This is a genomic window from Methanosarcina sp. 2.H.A.1B.4 (assembly GCF_000979385.1).
In the GTDB taxonomy this organism is placed as follows: Archaea; Halobacteriota; Methanosarcinia; order Methanosarcinales; family Methanosarcinaceae; genus Methanosarcina.
This window is the reverse complement of the sequence record NZ_JJOV01000016.1, coordinates 1-19843: the sequence shown is the minus strand read 5'-3', so window position 1 is coordinate 19843 and position 19843 is coordinate 1. Positions and strand designations below refer to the sequence as shown.

Below are 19843 nucleotides of genomic sequence, written 5' to 3'. Positions count from 1 at the left end.
CCTGAATTTTGGAAAATTTACGATATGAATTTAAAGTTAACGTTTACCATTATCCAATTGTAGAAATGGTTTGAATTTTAAGACAGCCTCTTAAAGGACATCTAAGCGTTTAGCTGTATGCCAGTTGAAGTTTTGGCACCTGATTTATGTTCCCGACATCGCTGCTAGAGAAAGCGATATAATTATTGCTCTCTGTGCGGGCTTTTATCAGAAAACCAGTATTTTCGTACTTTCCACTGGTATACTCTTTTACTAGATCGGTTACATCAAGCTCGTAATACCTGTTATCAGGAAAGCTATTGCCTTTAATGGTTATTGTAGCATACGGAGTGCTGCCCTGAGAAACACAATTTTTATCGTACCAGTCTCCTCCGGGATTTATCCATGAAACACCTTTGTCCTTTTTGTTCCAGCTTACGTAGTCCGAATTCCAGGCAGAAGCCGGCCTGTAAACCTCAATCACAGTATCCTGAAGCCTTGAGCTTCCTGCAGGATAATACCAGTAAAGAGAAAGAGTCGCATCACTAACTTCCCCGGAAGCTTCGTACTCGCTAAGGTCAAACCGCATTACATCCCTATACCTGAAACTCTTAATTCCACCGACGTCAATAAAGGTGGAACTCTTGAAAACAGTGTCAGAGGAAGCTTCACGCAGGCGGTTGTCCATTGCCCCTGTCACGGTAACATCAGTGACTGGGGTTACATCAATAATTGGGTCCACTGATGCTTGTTCGGTTACGGCAAGCCTGGGTTTCTGGTTTTCGTTCCAGGCTTCGGAGCTGTAAAAAGCTATGTAATTGTTGTTTTCCGTGCGGGCTTTTATCAGAAAACCAGTATTTTCGTACTTTCCACTGGTATACTCTTTTACGAGATCGGTTACATCAAACTCGTAATACCTGTTGTCAGGAAGGGTACTGCCTTTAATGGTTATTGTAGCATACGGAGTGCTGCCCTGCAAAACACCATTTTTATCGTACCAGTTGCCTCCGGGATTCTTCCATAAAACACCTTTGTCCCTTTTATTCCAGCTTACATAGTCCGAATTCCAGGCAGAAGCCGGCCTGTAAACCTCAATCACAGTATCATTTGGCCTTGAGGTTCCTGCAGGATAATACCAGTAGAGAGAGAGGGTTGCGTTACTAACATGGAAATCACTGGTATATTCGCTAAGGTCAAACCGCATTACATCCCTATACCTGAAACTCTTAATTCCACCTACATCAATAAAGGATGAACTCTGGTAGACAATATCAGGAGAAGCCTCACGCAAACGGTTGTCAGCTTCTATTATTACAGCAGCAGTAGAATTTTTCCTATCTTCAACTGTAGTTTCTTGCTGCTGTTCACCCAGATCTAACTTACCATCAATAGTGAAGTAATCTCCATAAGCAACAAACGTAAATGGAGTTTTAAGATCAATATTTCCACTATTCAGGACGTTTTTATATCCCTGGTTTCTGTTTACGTCTCCTGCACCTTCCTGCTTTAATTTTACGTCCCTGAGTGATAATAATTTCTGGAGGTATGTATTCTCATCGGCTCCCTGTTTTGGGGTTGTGCCCGCATTCTTTATGATGCTTTTTGCCCCGTCAACTCCATGCCTGATGCACATGTCATAGATAAAAGCTTTAGTAAGTGCATTCTTTGCGCCTATCGAATCGGCAATTTCCATTGCAGGATTATAATAGAGTTCATCCAATTTGTCCATCTGAGACTTTTTAAAAAGAGGATCATCACACGAATTAACGTCCTGTATAAAACCAGATAATCCCTCTACGCTCGGGTTTCCGTCTCCATCTGCTGCATAGTGAGATCCGGCATCTATTTTATCCAGGGCAGGTATGTATTTTGCCAGGACATTATCAGGATTCAATTCGGTGTAATGTTTTATAAGGATGTTCCCATCATAAGTCCCGGTGCAGAACCCGATACATCCAAATGTAATACCACGCCCGTCTCCAATGTTTTCAGCATAATTAAAATGTAGCTGAGTATCACTGTTTTCTAATGTTGTGGTCATCTGAAGTATTACATTTTTCATATTTGATGTATTCTCGGCAGCTCCTGTGGGCATAACAGTAACCATCACAACAAATAGAAATAAAGCAAGGAACCATATTAAATATTTATTAATTTTCATATTTTTTTCTCCAAATAATTTTTATCCGACGTTTAGTTGATTGGGGAGCCATTGATCAAATCCAATCCCTTTTGGTGACGGATATATACCCGGATTAAACCCCTGACATTACAGAATGCATATCTTCTTATTGTCAAGAGTATTTTTGTCTGTTTTTCCCCATTAACAGCTTAAACTTATGCATTTTGTTTTGGAGTCTTATCTGCCTCTAACTTTTCTAAAAAATATGACAATTGTCTTTGCGTTTTCATATTTCTCATATAATATAATTACAGCAATAAACTTGCAATTTCAAACTAATTAAAACCCAAAGAGTATTATATAAACGCAAAAAGATACCCTTCATATTAATTAAAAACTTAGAAAAGTTCATGAATATAAATAGAAATATTCTTTATAAATATTTTTTGTCCAGATTCCTAGTTTCGAACCATCTTAGTTCCTAAAACAATTTTTTAGAACATGTTTTGATTACAACCGATATCTGAATCCAACAAAAAAAGTTACAGGTGCCTTGCAAGGCGGGACTATCTCACTACTTTTGGTTAGATGGCAATAATGGCAGCAGAAATACTTGTGGCTAAGCAGAAGTTACCATAGCTACAATAATCTAGATAAGAGTAGATCAATCAAGGTTAGCTTCATCAGATCTGAATGTTTATTACAGCAAACTGGAATCGTTTACATCTTCAACTTTAGTTTCATTGCTGGTATTCACCTAGATCTAATTTACCATCAATAGTGAAGGAATCTCCATATGCAACGAAAGTAAATGGGGTCTTAAGATCAACATTTCCACTATTCAATAATTTTTTATATCCTTGATTTCTGTTTACGTCTTCGATACCTTCCTGTTTTAATTTTGCATCCCTGAGTGAAATTAATTTCTGGAGGTATGTGTTCTCATCGGTTCCCTGTTTTGGGGTTGTACCAGCATCCTTTATGATGTCTTCTGTCTGGTCCACGCCATGCCGGACGCACATGTCATAGATGAAAGCTTTAGTAAGTGGATTTTTTGCGCCTATCGAGTCGGCAATTTCCATTGCAGGATTATAATAGAGTTCATCCAATTTGTCTATCTGAGCATTTTTAAAAAGAGGGTCATCACACGAATTAACGTCCTGTATAAAACCAGATAATCCCTCTACTCCAGGATTTCCGTCTCCGTCTGCTGCATCGTGAGGGCCAGTGTCTATTTTATCCAGGGCAGGTATATATTTTGCCAGGGTATTATCAGGATTCAATTCTGTGTAATGTTTTATAAGGATGTTCCCGTCATAAGTCCCGGTGCAGAACCCGATACACCCAAATGTAATACCACGCTCGTCTCCCAGGTTTTCAGCATAATTAAAATGTAGCTGAGTATCGCTGTTTTCTAATGTAGAGGTCATCTGAAGTATTACATTTTTCATATTCGATGTATTATTTGATGGGTACTCAGTATTATTTGATGGGTACTCAGAATTATTTGATGGGTACTCAGTATCTCCTTTGGGCATAAAAGTAACCCCCACAACAAATAAAAATAGAGCAAGGAACCATATCAAATATTTATTAATCTTCATATTATTTTTTCTCCCAATAATTTTTATCCGATGTTTAGCTCGTTGGGGTACAATTGATCAGATCCAATACTTTTTGGTGATGAAATATGCCCAGATTAACCCCGCCACACTACAGAACGCATATTTTCACATTGTAGAGAGCATTTTCTTGTTTTTTTCTCTGTAGAGGATTAAATTTATACATCCTGATCTTCAGTCTTATAATTTTTAACGAAAATTAAAAAATCAAAATATATTATAGAAACTTAAAGATATATCCGCCCCATTACTAAAAAATTAAGAGAAGTCATAAATGGAAATAGGAGTTTTCTTTATAAGTATTTTTCTTCAGACCCGCCGTTCCGAATCACCTCAGTTCATAAACCCATTTCTGGGATTGTGACTAAGAGCCTATCCGAAAAGTCCCGCTGCTCCGAATATTATCCATGCGCATGTTAAATGAAGCATAGCAAAGTAATTCTCAATTTTCTTTTCCCATCGAATAAGCATTCTTCTGAATCTATTCAACCATGAATGTGTCCTTTCTACAACTCACCTTCTTGCCCTATAATCTGGTATCTCTTTCATTCCTATGTTTTCTTCTCCCCTTCTCCTGATATGGGCAGTATATCCATATTCCTCAACCAATTCTCTGATATCAGGGAAATCATATCCCTTATCCATACAAATATTCTGAATTACTTTATGTGAAGGTCTCTCAATAATTATGGCATCTAGAGTCCCTTTTACAAGCTTTTTATCGTGACGATTTGCCCCATCCGCGACAACAGAAAGTGGTATGTCTTTACCATCAGTTAACATACTCCTTTTTGTACTTTTTTTGCCACGGTCAGCAGGATTAGCTCCTGTTCCAGTTCCACCCAATAGTGCTTTTGTCATGACTCCATCAATCGCTTGCCATTCCCACTCTAATCCTTTTTTATTATCGTACTCCAGTAGACCGGATTTCCACATTTTCTCAAATAAGCCCGCTCTTTGCCATTCCTGAAATCTGCCATGTACAGTTCTTGGAGCTCCATAACATCTTTGCAATGATTTCCATTGGCAGCCAGTACGAAGGAGATCAAAAATACCACTCAGTATTTTCCGATCATTTTTTCTAGGTTTTCCAAGTTTCTTTTTTGGCTTAGGGAATGGCAGTAATGGTTCTATTCTCTTCCAGAATTCGTCAGATATCTCGTAGTTGTGTCCGTTTTTCGTGTTGTCACTACTACATATTACCTTATATCGCAGTTATTCTACTTTTCGGATAGGCTCTAAATAGAAACTTTAGAAGCTTCCCTTTTTAGACTAATTATCTCTTGAGAATCTCTATGATCTCCTTTATATCCGGAAGCTTGTGCCCCGGATATTTCTTGAAGAAGATTACTTTCTGATTTTCGTCAATAATGATATTCGCCCTTTCAAAGACTCCTTCTTTTTCTTTGAATATCCCGTATGTTCTGGCAACCTCCCCATGCGGCCAGAAATCCGAAAGGAACCTGATGTGCATAATCCCCAGCCCTTGCCCAGGATTTTTTTGAAGGTATGGAGTCCACACTTATACCAAGGGTACTGTGTTCAGTTCGGCAAAGAGCTCATGATTTTCTTCAAGTGATTTCATCTGTTGTGCGCAGACTGCGTCCAGGCAAGCGGGTGGAAGGACAGAAGGACTTTCTTTCTTTTAAGGTCATAAAGATGCATTTCTTCTCTCCTCTGGTCCTTTAACCGGAAGTCCTGGATAGTTTTCCCTATTTTTACCTCGGTTGTCATAAATTTCCCTAACTTTATATTTGTCGATCTATTTAAATTATTAATGGCCTTTATGGCATGTGTTTCTGACCTTTACATCTCGTAAAATGAACTCGTTTGACCTCTGTTCTATTAACCCTATTCGCTAACGCCTGAGTTTCTGGTATTTAAAGTAGTTCCTAAATTCTACGTGCTGGATGGATTTCCGAGTTACAGTTTAATCTATAACTGTTGATTTGGTAACAGAACAGTATTATGTATACATATAAATTTATAAAATACGTAGAATTAAGGGAATATTTTAGGGCAGTGTCGCGAATTTGCTGTAAATTCGAAGTCAAATTTTTGTATACCATGAGGGTAATTTATCTTCCGAGGTGGAATTTTCTACCCAAGAACTTCATGAAATTTGTGATTTTTCAGAAAAATCGGCACACTGCCGCTTTTTTAGATCTTTTAGGCCAATTAAGTAAATCTTATATGACCAGTATTTCCGGAATACTATCTAAATAATATTAGTTCAATGCGTAACTATATATAACGAAGTATACTTCCTTTATAACAAAGTATGATCATAAAAGAACTTAAAAGTGCAGGGAAAAACGCAATTGGATGAAATTAGTGGGGCCCGTAATGAATAAATGTCCAATTTGTGGGCATGAATTTGTAGTCATGAAACAAAGTGGAAGAAAAGGCAATTTACTGTACACTTGAATGCCTTTCAGCTGCTCAGAAAAAAGTGAAGAGGGAGAAAGTTTCCTCATTCAGGTCTGTATAAATTTATTACGTTTCATTATTAACAGTATAATTTCTTTACTTTTTACATTTAACCTAAAGCAATTAGAAACTAAAACCAAAGTAAATCAAGAAATAGCTTAACAGTGGGGGAAAAATATGAAAATTAGAGTAGTTAGTTCCAGGGAAGAAATCTTTACACTCAATCCTAATGAGCGTGTAGTTCACCTGGCCTTCAGGCCTTCGAACAAGGACATCTTTGCACTGGTTGAAACCTGCCCGAAGATTGAGGTAATCCAGTTGCCTAAATCTTACAGGCGAACGGTTTCAAAGTCCATAGAAATGTTCCTTGAGATGCAGAGAATCCAGCTTATCGAAGGAGATGTGTGGGGCCACAGGAAAGACATTAATGAATATTACAGTATCCCGTCCTCAGTGATTGAGAAGATAAGAGAACTGAAGATGGAGGGTACACCTGCTGAGAGAATCGAAGAAAAGGTTGCAAGGGAAAGCAAGTTGAACCCTGAAATGATTGCTTATATCCTGACCAAGGAAACTCCTGTTTAAATTCAAATAGGATAGAGTATGGCCCTTAAGAATTTGCTGAAGATTAAAACATAAAAAGGAATTGGATCGAAATTACTCAGGATAAAACTAGTACTGCGATTCCGAAGTAGGTTCACAAAAGTTGACTTTTGAATCTATTTACCGATCACTAATATTTCCCACTAAATCAGGAATTTATTTTGGAATCGAAGCACTAGATACTAACATCATTTGAAATCTCCATTTAATATCTGTTAGCTATCAAGCAATCAGATGGGGGAGGATGTGGGGGGGTTATTATGACTAAGAAAGATATCGGAGATTTTGCAAAAAATCAAAGAATAAAAGTAATGTATCCAGATATCGTATTTAGCCGAAAAGAGAAGAGAGAGAAAAAGCTTTCGGACTTATCCGACAATCATCTTATAAATAAATGTATACCGATTGCCTCATTACTCCTGGCTGTATTAATCACCGTTTCTGTGGGATTATTTCTTTACATGGGAATTAATCACTTGAACGGTAGCACTCCAGGAAGTACCACTATTCTGGAAGAACCAGAACTCGTCAATGCACTGAAGGACGTGCAGGATAGAGGAGTTCTTATTGCAATGCACGGATGGGTACACGAAGACTATTCAACTCTAACACCATTGCAAATAAAAGAAAACATAGAAAAGGGAAAGCAGGTCTTTGAAAAAGCAGGGATTGTCCCTGTAGCATTCATCCTCCCACTTGAACCCATTAATGGAGTAATAGATGCGTCCTTAAAACAGGAAATAGAGAGCAATGGAATCTCAACACGATTACCTGCTCTCGAAACGAATGGAAACTATAGAAACGAATATACATGGGACTGGCGTACAATGGAAAGCTTTGAAGACCCCCGGTTCCAAGAGGCTTCCGAGCAAATAAAGGAGGAGAATCCGACAATCATTCTGCTCCACGTACAGGACTGGAATCCATATACAAAGCAGTTTCTCACTGATTACTTATCATCGACTAATAAGATGAAGATCACAATCAGGGTAGACGATGTCGAGGTGAATACCCAACCAGAAGTAATCTCCGACATGGCCCAGTTAACTCAATACAAATCAGTAGGACAGGTTGCATTTTCAGTTATTCCTGCGGGAGCTGGGAAAGGCGACAACCCTACTATCGGAAATATAAATGTAAATAAGATAATGGTGATCTATTTCGGGTTCTTTATCATAACCACGCTGTTGCCGCTTTCATTTTTAGTGATATGGAAGTTGTTATCAGAGTGGCAGAAGAAAAGGAAACAAAATAAGCATCTACTTAAAGATGGTCGAGATCCGAAAGATCCTGGTACAAAAGGACCGATGTTAGTCTCCATTATTGCTCCGGCTTATAATGAAGAGAAAGCAATCGGTAAATGTCTTCAGTCAATCCTTGACCAGGACTATAAGGGAGAAATGGAAGTAATCGCTGTTAATGACGGGTCCAGTGACCGAACTGCAGAGATTATTTCAACATATCCTGTAAAACTTCTCGATCTTAAAGTGAATGGGGGAAAGGCAAACGCGCTTAATAAAGCGATTGAGATTGCAAAAGGAGACATCCTGATCTTTACGGATTCAGATTCGTATATGGCGCCAAATGCAGTGAGCTCGTTAGTGAAATGTCTCAACGAGAATAAAGATGCCCAGATGGTGGCAGGAAATGTTTATATCCACGATAATCACGGAAAAAAGGGATTCATGAAGTATTTCCAGATGATTGAATATCGCACAGAACAGGAAATTACCCGCTATCTTCAGGGTTTGTCTGGCAGTATTCTCGTATGCCCGGGCCCTCTTACTGCGGTCAGGTGCAAAGTATGTGACATAATTAAATTCAGTAACGAAACCATAGTTGAAGATGCAGACTTTACAATCAAGGCTCTTAAAAACTCCATTAAGATAATTCAAGAACCAAAAGCAATAGTTTACACGAACGCACCTGAGACTGTTAAAGGGTGGTATAAACAGAGAAAGAGATGGTGGTACGGAAATCTCCAGTTATGGAGGCTCCACAAAAAATGGGCAGTGAGAAACCTTTGGATGATATTCAACTACTCAGGATATATTATTGGGATTTGTTCTATCATCCTGATCTTATCAATACCGATCTTAATCCTTCAATATGACAACATCCCAGTGGTACTGATGAGTGGGACCTTATGTCTTGCATTCTCCATAATGCTGTATCTCATACTCATTGGTCCATTATTTGCCACAGACAAAAAATTATTACTAATGCTGATACCATATGTATTGATCTATGCGACAATAAAAGTGGTAGTACTCAGTATCCTTTTCCTCTGCTACCTAACAGGTAAAGGAGTAAAAGTTAAATTCGGTGCAAAGACTTTTGTGGCAAGATAATAAAAAAGATTACAAAAAAATATATTCTACAGGGGTCAATTCCCCTTATTTTTTTAGAAATTTTATATTACAGTCCTGTTGCATCCCGTATTTTTTAATTCAATTCCTTTGAAGAATTCCCCATTAAGTAAGCCTCTCCTTTATGTCCCTGAGCTCAGAATCAGTAAAACTCAGGCTCTGGTAATGTATCAGAGATGTTACAGAAGCATGGCCCTGATGTGGATATATTTCAATCTCTGGAATTCTCTGCCCCTCGCTCGCACTTACCGCCCGCTCAGGTGCAATATAAAGCAGTCGGCTTATAGAACACTCGCTTTGCCGTTGAGGATCTTGAATCTATCCCACTCTAAATTATACCGATGACTAATACAATCGTAAATTTTGAACATATAGCTCCTGGAAAACTCATTGATTTCCTTTCCCACACGTGCAAAAACGGGCTGTACAAAGTTGATGAGTTTTCAATCGAATACGGAAAAGTCCCGTACCTTTCAGGTGAGTGCATGGGAGAAAAGGCATATTATATGCTCACAGCCGTTGTCATATATCGGGAGGAAATAGTCCAAGTCCTCCTGCATGCAAGTCTGATCAATCGTTTGGACTCCAAGGCTTTTTAAACGAAATTCTTGAAAAACTGCACCACCTTGTTCAGAACGTCAGCTCTGCTAGGGAAATATGGATCGTCAAAAATGAGTAGGATGTTAAAGTCCGAGGTGCATGCAAAATTACTCACAGATACAAAAATCGAAGAAATTGACTTTTGTTCTCAGGACCTGCGCATATCGAAGTGTTTCAATCATTCGCTGGACGTGACATGTTATTGCGCGAAATAGTAAATAGGACCTGATTGAATAGATACATCGTCGAAAATTATGTTAGGGTTTACAAAAGATACGGAAGTAATGTGACTTAATATCTGAATCACACCGTAAATAGTTAGGCAAAATGTAGCTAATAAATAATAGTCACTACACAGCGATTTACTTACAAAGAGCATCGCGACAAAATAGAATATGTGGGGAAACAATTTACATCAAAAAGGTAGATGTAAGAGGTGCGATTTGAACGCACGAACTCCTACAAGACCAGGCTCTAAATCTTCTCATAGAGGCTTACAGGTATCCAGCAGTTTATTTTCCTCTTCTCTTCAGGCATGTATCCTGGATTAAATTTTTTAGGATATAGTTGTGTCCTTTTTGGATCCTTTTGTATCCAGTTCAGTGAGAACACAGGTAAATTACTTTTATACCCCTGCCTTGACAGACATCAGTCTGCCCTGGAGGGGTAGTTTACTCAGGATTAACCTACGAAAAGGAAATTCTCGAATTGCCATGGATCGGGATCGTGTTCCACAGCTGGATTTTCTTTGAAAAATACTTTGCGATTTTTAAGCGGTGTCCAGTCCGAAGGTGTGGAAATAAATTTTCCAAGATACGGTTTGGCAATATCCAGGACAAAATCATGAGGCAAGTCCTCAGGTGTTTTAATGCCTTCTCGTGGATTTTCAAGCATCCAGAGTATAGCAGCAACAATGCCTGCAGCTACCTGAAGAGTAGTAGCATTCTGACCTGGAGCAAGGGGTCTGGCCTCTTCAATGCTCAATGAGCTCCCGGTCCACCAGGAATTATAAGAATGGCCCATCAAGAGTGCCCCTATTATGTCCTCGCCGGACACGATTTCATTTGTCATAATCCTGAGTCTGGGTTGAAGCTCATAATTTCGGCCTCGCAATTCGCAAAGAGAGGAAAGTGTATCATGACAGGGCATATAAGCATAATGTACGGTAGGCCTATAGACCGCCTCTCCATCTTCCCTAACAGTTAACAGTTTTGAAAGGCCATATGATTCGCCATGACGGATCGCCATACCTACAATTTCTTCATCCGGTATCCACGATCTGACCCATGTATTCATGCCCATCTGGGGCAAGAAAATCATATTTTTCGGTCCGTAAGGAGGTATATGTGCCAGGGGCGGCAGTTTGCTCTCATGCGTTCCCCAGGCTATTTCAACAGGAGCTGTTCCTTCTTCTCTCAATCCTTCAATGCTCCATGTCCCAACGAATTCATTAACTTCCTTTGCCCGGTTTGCTACTTGAGTATCTCGCTCGCTACAATGGATCACTCTGACTCCCAGTTTCTGAGCCAGGCGGGCAAAATCCCTGTTCTTTGCAAGGAGGGTAATTTCCTGTTCATCCTCAGGAGAGACTTTCTTATCAGCACAGGTGCGGGAGGCAATATCCAGCAAGCCTTGCTTTACGAAATGAGTTATCAGGCCAGGATTTGCGCCATGGTCAACAACAGCAGTCGGTGCATCTTTCCAATCACGGGAAAGTTCACGCAAGCTCATTTGCCGCAAATAAAGAGATTTTTCCAATAGACTTCTGGTCAAAAAATCCTCAGTAGGATCCCATACTTCAACCGAAGTGTTAACGTACAATACATTGTGATCATGGCACCACTTAAGGATGTCATTAGCACCTATATTCCACGAAAGATCAATGATCAAGCCTTCATTTTCCATATATTGTGACAAAACTTGATCCAAATTTGTAGGGGTAATCTTTTCACAGACAAATCTTAATCCTTGATTAGTATATTTTTTCAGGGCTTTTGATTTGTCTTCAAAATCAATTAAGGTAATGTTTTCTAGCGGAACATCGAGTTTGTCCAGTAAAATGGGTAGGGTACATTGTGAAACTGAGCCATAACCTATAATGAGGATTTTATTGGAAAACTTTTTTTTCATAGGATTCGTAAACGCAAGACATTGATATAACTTTTCGCCTAAATACGGCCCTACTTATTTAAATATAGGTAAATGTACCTACCTGAAAAGATAGTCATCTTGCATATTCTCAAAAAATCGGAACAACTTTCATCCCAAAATCCGGACCACTGGTTAAGAGACATTATTTACAAAACAGATCGGTGCAAATGTGAAAAGTTAAGTTCCGAATTAAAAAATATATAATATAAGTGATTGAAATGTGTCCTCATGAAAAGGAATAAATCATAAACTAAAAATATTGATCGAGAATATTGATGCAAATTAACCAATAGTGGCCGTTTATTAATTTTATATTTCTCATAAAAGTGTTAAGAAAAAGGTCTATAATATCTTAATAACATGCCAACAAATGAAATAATCAGTTTTACTCGATATAATTAAAAAAGTTTGATGCGAGAGGTGCGATTCGAACGCACGAACTCCTACAAGACTGGACTCTGAATCCAGCGCCTTTGACCTGGCTGGGCAACTCTCGCATGATGTACTTTGTGTTGTTCAGCAGCACATAGTAGTATTCTTTGTTCTTAAACTTTTTCCTTGAATGCATTCTCAGAGGGTGAAAAATCCCTCTAACCGGGAAAATAGATTTATTTTTCTGGTATTCCCTCACCAATAATAGGGAAAATTGATGAAATATTATCTCATCAATTTCAGGATAAGGGCTTTCTGGGCATGCAGGCGGTTTTCTGCCTCTTCAAAGATTACAGAGTTCGGGCCGTCCATGACCTCATCCGTAATTTCCAGGCCTCTTCGGGCAGGCAGGCAGTGCATTACTAGTACGTCCGGCTTTGCAACTCCAAGGAGTTCGGTGTTGATCTGGAACCTGGTAAAGTCCTTCAGGCGCTTTTCCTGTTCGGCTTCGTCACCCATGGAGACCCAGACATCCGTATAGATAATGTCAGCATCCTTTGCGGCAGCTTTCGGGTCATCTGTGATTGTGAACTTGCCCCCCAGAGCTTTTGCCTGTTCAAGGAACTCGGCTTTTGGCTCATAGCCTTTCGGGCAGGCAACGACAAACTCCATTCCCATGATAGCCGAACCCAGTAGGGCAGAGTTGCAGACGTTGTTTCCGTCTCCTACCCAGGCGAATTTCAGGCCTTCGAACTTTTTCTTGAACTCCAGGATGGTCATGAAGTCGCCAAGGATCTGGCAGGGATGCTCCCTGTCTGAGAGGGCATTGATCACGGGCAAGTTTGAGTATTTTGCAAGCTTCTCCACAGTATCGTGGCTGATTACTCTGGCCATGATTCCGTGCAGGTACCCGGAAAGGGTTCTTGCGGTGTCCTCAATGGTTTCACCTCTACCTATCTGGATATCCCTGAAATTCAGGTAGAGAGAATGTCCCCCGAAATCGGTCATTGCAACCTCAAAGGAAACTCTGGTCCTTGTTGATGACTTCTCAAAAATCATCCCAAGGCTTTTGTTCTTAAGGTACTCTGTGTTTTCTCCTGCCTTACGCTTTGCTTTCAGGTCCACGGCCGATTCAAGGAGTTCGTAGATCTCCTCCCGGGACAGGTCCGTTATAGAAAGTACATCTTTCTTCATAGTCTCAAACCCCGAATTATTTCTGGCTGAATTTAAACTTTATAAGAAGAAGCGTTAAACCCCCGGTTTAGCTGGGGGATATAAGCGTCAACTTCTACAAGATTCGTTTCGTTATCCTTTGACTTGATATGCATCGAAACCAATATAATATTAAGCAATGGTTACGAGAACCAAGTGGCCAATGCAATATATGTTCACCTTCAGACTCACAGATCATGGAAAATACACCGTCTCTAGCTTGAAACCAGGTAAAGCTGAAACAAGCGACGGAGCGGGACATAGTAGGGCAGGAACTGCCCGAATTAATGCCTTTGGAGATTCCAGAAGGTAGTCTATGAATTAGGAAGCCCGTTAAATCTTTAGATTTAGCGGGCAGTTCACATTATTGCATAGTACTTATTTACACGCGCTACTCCTGCATAGTGTTTTAAACAGTTAGCCTCTAATTTCTTTCATATGGTCAATTCTTCTCTGGATAAGACCGGCAGTGCCTATATCTTTCCGGAAGAAAAGTTTGCCCCGAATATTTTCAAGAGCGTTCTGGGCGATTTTTTCTGCAGCCTCTATTGTTTCGGCACACCCGACGACAGCAACGGCACGGGAACCGGTAGTGTAAATTCTCCCCTCTTTTTCATACACGCTTGCATAGTAGACTGAAGCCTCTCCTATATCTCCTACAACTACTTCGCTGTCTTTTTCAGGGTTATCCGGGTAGCCTGCGGGAACTGCGTACTTGCAGACTGTCGCTTTCCTGCTGAACTTTACAGGCAGGCTTTCGAGGGTTCCTTTTACCACAGCAGACATAATTTCTACAAAATCAGTCTCGATAAGAGGGATAACATTCATGGCTTCAGGGTCTCCGAACCGTGCATTGAACTCCACGACTTTGGGGCCGCTTGCCGTCAGGATAAACTGCCCGTAAAGAATGCCCTGGTACCCTGTCCCTGTTTCCTCATACAACGCTGTTACGGTATGCTGCATAATCTTTTTTGCTTTCTCAAGGTCTTCAGAAAGCATGAAAGGAAGGATTTCTCCTGCATCGGTGTATGAGCCCATGCCGCCTGTATTCGGTCCGAGGTCTCCTTCATAAGCCCTCTTATGGTCCTGCACTGCAGGGAAAAAAGCAAGGTTTTTTCCGTCCACAAAAGCCTGGAGGGTAAATTCTTCTCCTATGAAACGTTCCTCAATAACCACAGACCCTTTTTCCAGAAGCTCACTTGTATATTCCCTGGCAGCTTTGAGGTCAGGGAGCTGGTCACCCATCACCTTTACGCCTTTACCGCCTGTAAGCCCGGAGGGCTTGACTGCAACATCGCCCAGTTTTTCGATGAAAGCATGTGCAGGAACCTCATCCGTGAAAACTTCATAGGCAGGGCAGCCTTCGATTTCATATTTCTTCATGAAGTTTCTTGCCCATGCCTTATCAAACTCAATAACTGCACAGGCTTTTCTAGGACCTACAACAGGGATCCCGGCTTCCCAGAGGGCATCTGCAACTCCTGCTGCAAGCGGAGCTTCAGGACCCACAAAAGCCATCTCAATGTTCCTGGCTTTTGCATATTCAACAATTTTTACAACCTCGGTTTCCTTTTCAAGCAGGAAATCCTCACAGAGTGCGGCAATTCCGGGGTTTTTCTTTGCCATTAACGCATAAAGGCTGGGGTTATGCTTGCTTTTCTTAATTCCTTCGGCAATTGCGTGTTCCCTTCCGCCGCCGCCGATAAGCAAAATCTTCATTTTCATTCTCCTTGTTCAAAAAAAATTATTTTTTAATCTGAAATTTGTTCTTGATACCTGATGAGGAAATACAGTGAAGAAAAGGTGATGGATTATTAGGCTCGCAATACCTTTCTTTCTATTTCAAAAGCATTTTTATCTTTATAATCGATATTTTTAATCAACAATACAATAAAGGATTCCCTAATTCTCTATTTCTTCTGATAAATATCTTCTCATTGTTAAGCTTCAAATCCCGAGTTTCGCCGCCCGAATTGCGCCTCGCCCGAATTGCGCTGTGGGACCACAGTAAATCGAAGATTTTCTGGGAGTTGCGATGTAATCGCAACAGTATGCGGTCCTTTTCGCTGCGCTCAAGAGGACTTAATTCGAAATATTGGTGGAGCTTTTTATCACTTTGGGGAGTGTGGAAGATCAAGAATGCCCCGTCCTTTACAGGCTGTCCGACAATTCCCTTCAATAGCACCCAAAATCATTCTTTTTCTATTTAAAAGCTTTAAATACCTCTTTTTAAACACGTTTTGCTCAAAAGATAATCCGGAGTAGTCATACTTTAAGGACATTTAACCAAAAACAAGAGTAGACTTTCAAACGAAGAGATTTCAAAAAAGATTGAAACGCGCTCTTTCTTATTTTGAAGGGCCGCCAGACAAGCTGGCGGGAGCACTTTATAATTTTTTGATTGAAAAATAGTTTCCGGATAAAGGGAAGTATCTCTCGTGCAAGGTAAGATATCTCTCTATAGCATTCAGTCTCTATCGATAGTATTATTATAAGTTGAACAGTTGTTTTTCTGGCTGACAGGCTGAACGCAACCGAATGAGGTTCAGGAAAGTGCTCCAGCACTCCCCTTACTTTAACAGGTCACTCGCACTTACCAGAGGCACAAGTTCGGCATCTACTTCTTTAAGTTTTTCCCTTGCTCCTTCTTCCCTGTCCACTACGGTGATTACGTATTTAACACGGGCTCCGGTCTCCCTGACTACCTCGATCGCGTCCCTGACCGAGCCCCCGCTGGTTGTTACGTCTTCGAGCATTACAAGCCTGTCTTCCGGTTTAAGCTCGCCTACAAACCTGCTTTTTGTGCCGTAGTCCTTGACAGATTTCCTTACAATCAGCAGGGGAAGCTCAGTTTCGAGGGAAACCGCGGTTGCCAGAGGGACGCCTCCGAGTTCCACACCTGCAACTGTGTCCACATCCATTTCCTTTACTCTGAGGGCTGCCTGCCTGGCAATAATTTTAAGGGTTTTGGGATCGGTGCTGGCTTTCTTAATATCGATGTAATACTTGCTTTTCTTTCCCGAGGCGAGCGTGAAGTCCCCGTAGCGGACAGCTCCGCAGGCTTTCAGGGCTGCGATCAGTTCCTGTTTTTGTGATTCAAATTCATTTCCAGTTTCTGGTTTTGATTGACTCATTATCTCACCGGTGTTTGCAGCCTTATTAGCGCGATAAATATTTTTAAAGTTTTTTCCTGTGGTTTATTCTCAGTCGTTATACAGGGTTTTTCTCATCTTTTTATGCAATTTTTTCCGTACAGGGTCTTTATGAATATTACAAGAATGTGTCACCAGGGTTCTTTTTTCACACCTATAATGTATCCGATTATGTTTGTCGTAAGATGGAGTAGAGGCGTCATTATGAGGACAGTAAGCATGATTCCTGTGGTGAAATTGTTCACGAACCATTCAGGAGCTGCAAGGTATGTAAAAACCCAGGCCCCCACAACGAAGTCCAGCTGGTCTACAAGAGGCAGTGACGCTCCCCTTTTCAGGCCCATCCTGCGCTTGAAAAAGCTCTTGAACATATCTCCAAACAGGGCGCCTGAGGCAAGGGCGAGAACAACTTTCAACGCGCTTGCATAGTCCGGACCAAAGCCGGGCATTTCAATTCCCATAATCTCAAAGCCATTCATACTCAGCCAGATCTCAATGCATCCTGCAAGAAACCCGCAAAATATGCCTGAAAAGAGCCCTCTATAGGTCTTTCCGTCTCCCAGAATCCTTTTCCCGTCCTTATACGTCCTGCCTCCGTCAATAGGCTTTCCGCCCCCAAAGACGGCTGCGAAGGGATTGGGAAGGTATGCAGGAATCATCAGCCAGAATGCCTTGATTATCAGCTCTATCGTAGTATCAACTCTCTAATAACTCTCTAATAACTCTCTAATAACTCTCTAATTTCCGGTTCATTCTTTCCTAAGGCAGAAGTCAACTTCCTTCCATATCCTTATCCTTTTTATTTTTTTGTATGACTTGTTTACAAAGTAAGCCAGATAATTATTTTCCGCTTTCCTCTCCCCGTATTCTTCAACTTTTTTTAGGTACTTTTAAATAATGTGCTTAAGTAAATATTAATTCCTATTTAATGGTATTTATTTTATTAAGTAATATTTTATATCACATTTTTCAAGGTTTTTTATGAAGCCACTCAACAATATTCTCACAGTTCGCAGCACCATGCTTGCCACGGTCTTTGTCCTGGTGCTGCTCGCAGCTCTGATAACAATGGGGCTTTTAACCCCTTTTATCTTGAGGGTCAGTACAGGAGAAGAGATTCTTCTCGATGCTGCGTATTTTAACCTGCGTGCAGCCCTGCCCACCCTTGCTCTGGTCATGCTGCTGACCCTGTGTCTTCTGCTAAGAAGCGCAGGGAGAAAGGAGGCTCTTCTTGTCCTCGGGCTTGGAACTGTCGGTTCTGTGCTCTCGGTTATTTTTTCCCCCTTCTCAAGCCTGCCTCTTAACCTCGTATTTCCACTCCTTGCAGCAGCCTTTTTTGCGGTTGTGTACAGGCTACTTTCTTTGCGGGAAAAGACCCTGAAAGGGAATCTACGGGGGGCTGGCTCCCATATTATCCACCTCGGGGCAGTCCTGCTTCTGGTTGGCATTCTCTTCAGCACGAACATGAATCTTGAAGATTCTGCTGTTGTCCCCCAGGGAGGAGTGGGCACTTTTAAGTCTATGGGTTACAGCGTTCATGTTACCAACATCACATCGGGAATTGAAGGGACTCCCTACGGGGGCTATCCCGGTTCGGCTTACGTAAGTACCGTATATTTTGATGTGTACAGGTGGGGCCAGCCTTTTGACCGCGGACAGGTAAGGTATATAAGTGATTTCAAGTGGGAACAGTCTTACACCGAGACCTATATTCACAGAGGGCTTCTGGAAGAACTGTTTATCGCTCCAAAATCCGTGGATACAAAAGCCCGGACCGTGGAACTTTATGTCCGGAAGGTGCCTTTCATGACCGCTCTCTGGGGCGGATTTTATCTGATGGTGCTGGGCGTCCTGATACTCTTCCTCTCGGATTCCCTCCTGAGAGAAAAAGGTACCTCAGGAGATGATCTTCCTGGAAACCGTTCTTCTGAAAGAAGCTCTCAGGGAAATGAAACTAAAAATGATAATCGAAAGAAGCGAGTTAGTAAAAAAAATGTATGAGACGGGTGTGCAGATGGTGATCGTATGAATACTGGAATGGGGCTCATCTGGATAGCGGGAGCTTCCGGACTGCTTGCTTTTTTAACCTCCCTGTTTTCCGTCATCAGGCAGGACCGGAAATTTATGGTCCTTTCCGAAAAGCTGGAACTTGCAGGAGGAGCGGGAATAGTAATCGCGATATTCCTGCTTGTCTACCACCTGCTTGGTGTGGACACGGAATACAGTTATGTCTTTCAGCACTCCAGCACTGACCTTGCCTGGCACTACAGGTTTTCGGCGCTCTGGGCAGGACAGGAAGGGTCATTTTTGATCTGGACAGGTTTTATCTTCATAATGCTTGCAATAACGCGTTTTACAGGCACTGGGAAAATTCTCAGGGAGACAAATCTCTTTGCCCTTATGAGATCGGTTTCACTCTTTGTAGCCTCTGTATTCCTGCTACTTCTGGCGTTGAAAAACCCTTTCTCAATGTATTATCTAACAGGTGCAGGAATACCTGAAGTTACAAACTGGAACCTCTTTGCGGAGCCTTTCGTTGTTTCTTACGGACAGGGCATGAACCCTCTGCTCAGGAACCTCTGGATGGCTATCCACCCCCCTCTGCTGTTCCTCGGCTATGCAGCTTTCACCCTCCCTTTCTCTGCTGCAATTGCAGGCCTTGCCCTCAAGGACAATAGGTGGTCCGAACTTGCAACCGGCTGGATGCGCGTCTCCTGGCTCTTCCTTACCCTTGGGATCGGATTCGGAGCATTCTGGGCATATGAAGTGCTTGGCTGGGGTGCCTGGTACTGGACCTGGGACCCTGTAGAAACTTCTTCCCTGATTCCCTGGCTTACGGCAACAGCTTATCTGCATGCAAAGCTCAGGGTCCGGCAGGGAGAATATGGTTTTATGCTCCCGATGCTTGCACTTGTCTCTTTTATCCTGGTCATTTTCTCGACCTTTGTCACAAGAAGCGGGCTGTGGGTATCGGTGCATTCCTGGCAGGACTTCACAACAGAAGGGATGATAATTGCTTTCTTCCTGCTTGTCCTTACAGGTTCAAGCACAGTTCTTCTTGCCAGGAAGTATTTTGGCGAGGAATAAATTTAGGAGCGTCTAAGGCTAATCCCTGTCATTTTAATGGCGGGATACAGCCGTCAACTCTTCAATAATACGCTTATTGGCAACGTTTTTGAACTTTCAAACCTATACTCTATTGTCAAGTTTTGTTCTGGAAGCTGTGAATGC

Annotated in this window: 14 protein-coding genes, 1 tRNA gene and 1 pseudogene; 5 read left to right on the top strand and 11 right to left on the bottom strand. The window is 41.4% G+C overall.

What is annotated here, in order from left to right; all coding sequences use genetic code 11:
• Window positions 1-109: 109 nt before the first annotated feature.
• The 5 genes and pseudogenes from EO92_RS18925 to EO92_RS18730 form a co-directional block, all read right to left on the bottom strand.
• Window positions 110-2140 carry a disaggregatase related repeat-containing protein gene (locus tag EO92_RS18925; RefSeq protein WP_082107927.1) on the bottom strand — a complete coding sequence of 677 codons (2031 nt, stop codon included), beginning with the start codon at window positions 2138-2140 and terminating at the stop codon, window positions 110-112.
• Between the two features lie 701 nt (window positions 2141-2841).
• Entirely contained in the window at window positions 2842-3705 is an 864-nt protein-coding gene (locus tag EO92_RS03155) for a chitosanase (RefSeq protein WP_052734247.1), read from the bottom strand.
• Window positions 3706-4095: 390 nt separating this feature from the next.
• Window positions 4096-4923: pseudogene (locus EO92_RS03150) on the bottom strand (IS5 family transposase).
• Window positions 4924-4999: 76 nt separating this feature from the next.
• Window positions 5000-5197, bottom strand: coding sequence for a redoxin domain-containing protein (locus EO92_RS18735; protein ID WP_255350321.1), 198 nt, complete (start codon window positions 5195-5197; stop codon window positions 5000-5002).
• 107 nt (window positions 5198-5304) lie between these two features.
• Window positions 5305-5457: a redoxin domain-containing protein gene (locus tag EO92_RS18730; RefSeq protein ID WP_255350320.1), complete on the bottom strand. Its 153-nt coding sequence runs from the start codon at window positions 5455-5457 to the stop codon at window positions 5305-5307.
• A gap of 873 nt (window positions 5458-6330) precedes the next feature.
• Here EO92_RS18730 and EO92_RS03140 point away from each other — a divergent pair.
• The 3 genes from EO92_RS03140 (at window position 6331) to EO92_RS03130 (ending at window position 9724) form a co-directional block, all read left to right on the top strand.
• Window positions 6331-6738: a DUF1699 family protein gene (locus tag EO92_RS03140; RefSeq protein WP_048133945.1), complete on the top strand. Its 408-nt coding sequence runs from the start codon at window positions 6331-6333 to the stop codon at window positions 6736-6738.
• A 278-nt stretch (window positions 6739-7016) separates the two neighbouring features.
• Window positions 7017-9107 (top strand): glycosyltransferase, encoded by a 2091-nt coding sequence (locus EO92_RS03135; RefSeq protein ID WP_048169232.1) that lies wholly within the window; start codon window positions 7017-7019, stop codon window positions 9105-9107.
• A 359-nt stretch (window positions 9108-9466) separates the two neighbouring features.
• Window positions 9467-9724 carry a hypothetical protein gene (locus EO92_RS03130; protein WP_048169230.1) on the top strand — a complete coding sequence of 86 codons (258 nt, stop codon included), beginning with the start codon at window positions 9467-9469 and terminating at the stop codon, window positions 9722-9724.
• A gap of 682 nt (window positions 9725-10406) precedes the next feature.
• Here EO92_RS03130 and EO92_RS03125 read toward each other — a convergent pair.
• From EO92_RS03125 to EO92_RS03095, 6 genes are all read right to left on the bottom strand, one after another.
• A complete protein-coding gene (locus tag EO92_RS03125; protein ID WP_048169229.1) occupies window positions 10407-11855 on the bottom strand; it encodes a homospermidine synthase in 1449 nt (482 codons plus the stop codon).
• A gap of 433 nt (window positions 11856-12288) precedes the next feature.
• Window positions 12289-12373: transfer RNA gene (locus tag EO92_RS03120), tRNA-Leu, on the bottom strand.
• A gap of 160 nt (window positions 12374-12533) precedes the next feature.
• Complete coding sequence (argF, locus tag EO92_RS03115; protein ID WP_048133836.1) at window positions 12534-13442, bottom strand: ornithine carbamoyltransferase; 909 nt, start codon at window positions 13440-13442, stop codon at window positions 12534-12536.
• 435 nt (window positions 13443-13877) lie between these two features.
• The gene (purD, locus tag EO92_RS03110; protein ID WP_048169227.1) at window positions 13878-15179 is read right to left on the bottom strand and encodes a phosphoribosylamine--glycine ligase; all 1302 of its coding nucleotides are present in this window, start codon (window positions 15177-15179) and stop codon (window positions 13878-13880) included.
• Between the two features lie 851 nt (window positions 15180-16030).
• Window positions 16031-16594: an orotate phosphoribosyltransferase gene (gene pyrE / locus EO92_RS03100; RefSeq protein ID WP_048169223.1), complete on the bottom strand. Its 564-nt coding sequence runs from the start codon at window positions 16592-16594 to the stop codon at window positions 16031-16033.
• A gap of 149 nt (window positions 16595-16743) precedes the next feature.
• Window positions 16744-17271 (bottom strand): CDP-2,3-bis-(O-geranylgeranyl)-sn-glycerol synthase, encoded by a 528-nt coding sequence (locus EO92_RS03095; protein ID WP_048133829.1) that lies wholly within the window; start codon window positions 17269-17271, stop codon window positions 16744-16746.
• Between the two features lie 322 nt (window positions 17272-17593).
• Between EO92_RS03095 and EO92_RS03090 the strand changes: the two genes are divergently transcribed.
• On the top strand, window positions 17594-18613 hold the full coding sequence (locus EO92_RS03090; RefSeq protein WP_235283150.1) for a cytochrome c-type biogenesis CcmF C-terminal domain-containing protein: 1020 nt from the start codon (window positions 17594-17596) through the stop codon (window positions 18611-18613).
• A 24-nt stretch (window positions 18614-18637) separates the two neighbouring features.
• The gene (gene ccsA, locus EO92_RS03085; RefSeq protein WP_048169222.1) at window positions 18638-19699 is read left to right on the top strand and encodes a cytochrome c biogenesis protein CcsA; all 1062 of its coding nucleotides are present in this window, start codon (window positions 18638-18640) and stop codon (window positions 19697-19699) included.
• The last annotated feature ends 144 nt before the right edge of the window (window positions 19700-19843 follow it).

Bases quoted from the DNA above. Each gene is read 5' to 3' on its own strand.
- EO92_RS03095 (WP_048133829.1), bottom strand. From the start codon at position 17,271: ATGATTCCTGCATACCTTCCCAATCCCTTCGCAGCCGTCTTTGGGGGC.
- ccsA (WP_048169222.1), top strand. From the start codon at position 18,638: ATGAATACTGGAATGGGGCTCATCTGGATAGCGGGAGCTTCCGGACTG.
- EO92_RS03135 (WP_048169232.1), top strand. From the start codon at position 7,017: ATGACTAAGAAAGATATCGGAGATTTTGCAAAAAATCAAAGAATAAAA.
- EO92_RS03090 (WP_235283150.1), top strand. From the start codon at position 17,594: ATGAAGCCACTCAACAATATTCTCACAGTTCGCAGCACCATGCTTGCC.
- EO92_RS03140 (WP_048133945.1), top strand. From the start codon at position 6,331: ATGAAAATTAGAGTAGTTAGTTCCAGGGAAGAAATCTTTACACTCAAT.
- EO92_RS03125 (WP_048169229.1), bottom strand. From the start codon at position 11,855: ATGAAAAAAAAGTTTTCCAATAAAATCCTCATTATAGGTTATGGCTCA.
- EO92_RS18735 (WP_255350321.1), bottom strand. From the start codon at position 5,197: ATGCACATCAGGTTCCTTTCGGATTTCTGGCCGCATGGGGAGGTTGCC.
- EO92_RS03130 (WP_048169230.1), top strand. From the start codon at position 9,467: ATGACTAATACAATCGTAAATTTTGAACATATAGCTCCTGGAAAACTC.
- EO92_RS03155 (WP_052734247.1), bottom strand. From the start codon at position 3,705: ATGAAGATTAATAAATATTTGATATGGTTCCTTGCTCTATTTTTATTT.
- pyrE (WP_048169223.1), bottom strand. From the start codon at position 16,594: ATGAGTCAATCAAAACCAGAAACTGGAAATGAATTTGAATCACAAAAA.
- argF (WP_048133836.1), bottom strand. From the start codon at position 13,442: ATGAAGAAAGATGTACTTTCTATAACGGACCTGTCCCGGGAGGAGATC.
- purD (WP_048169227.1), bottom strand. From the start codon at position 15,179: ATGAAGATTTTGCTTATCGGCGGCGGCGGAAGGGAACACGCAATTGCC.
- EO92_RS18925 (WP_082107927.1), bottom strand. From the start codon at position 2,140: ATGAAAATTAATAAATATTTAATATGGTTCCTTGCTTTATTTCTATTT.
- EO92_RS18730 (WP_255350320.1), bottom strand. From the start codon at position 5,457: ATGACAACCGAGGTAAAAATAGGGAAAACTATCCAGGACTTCCGGTTA.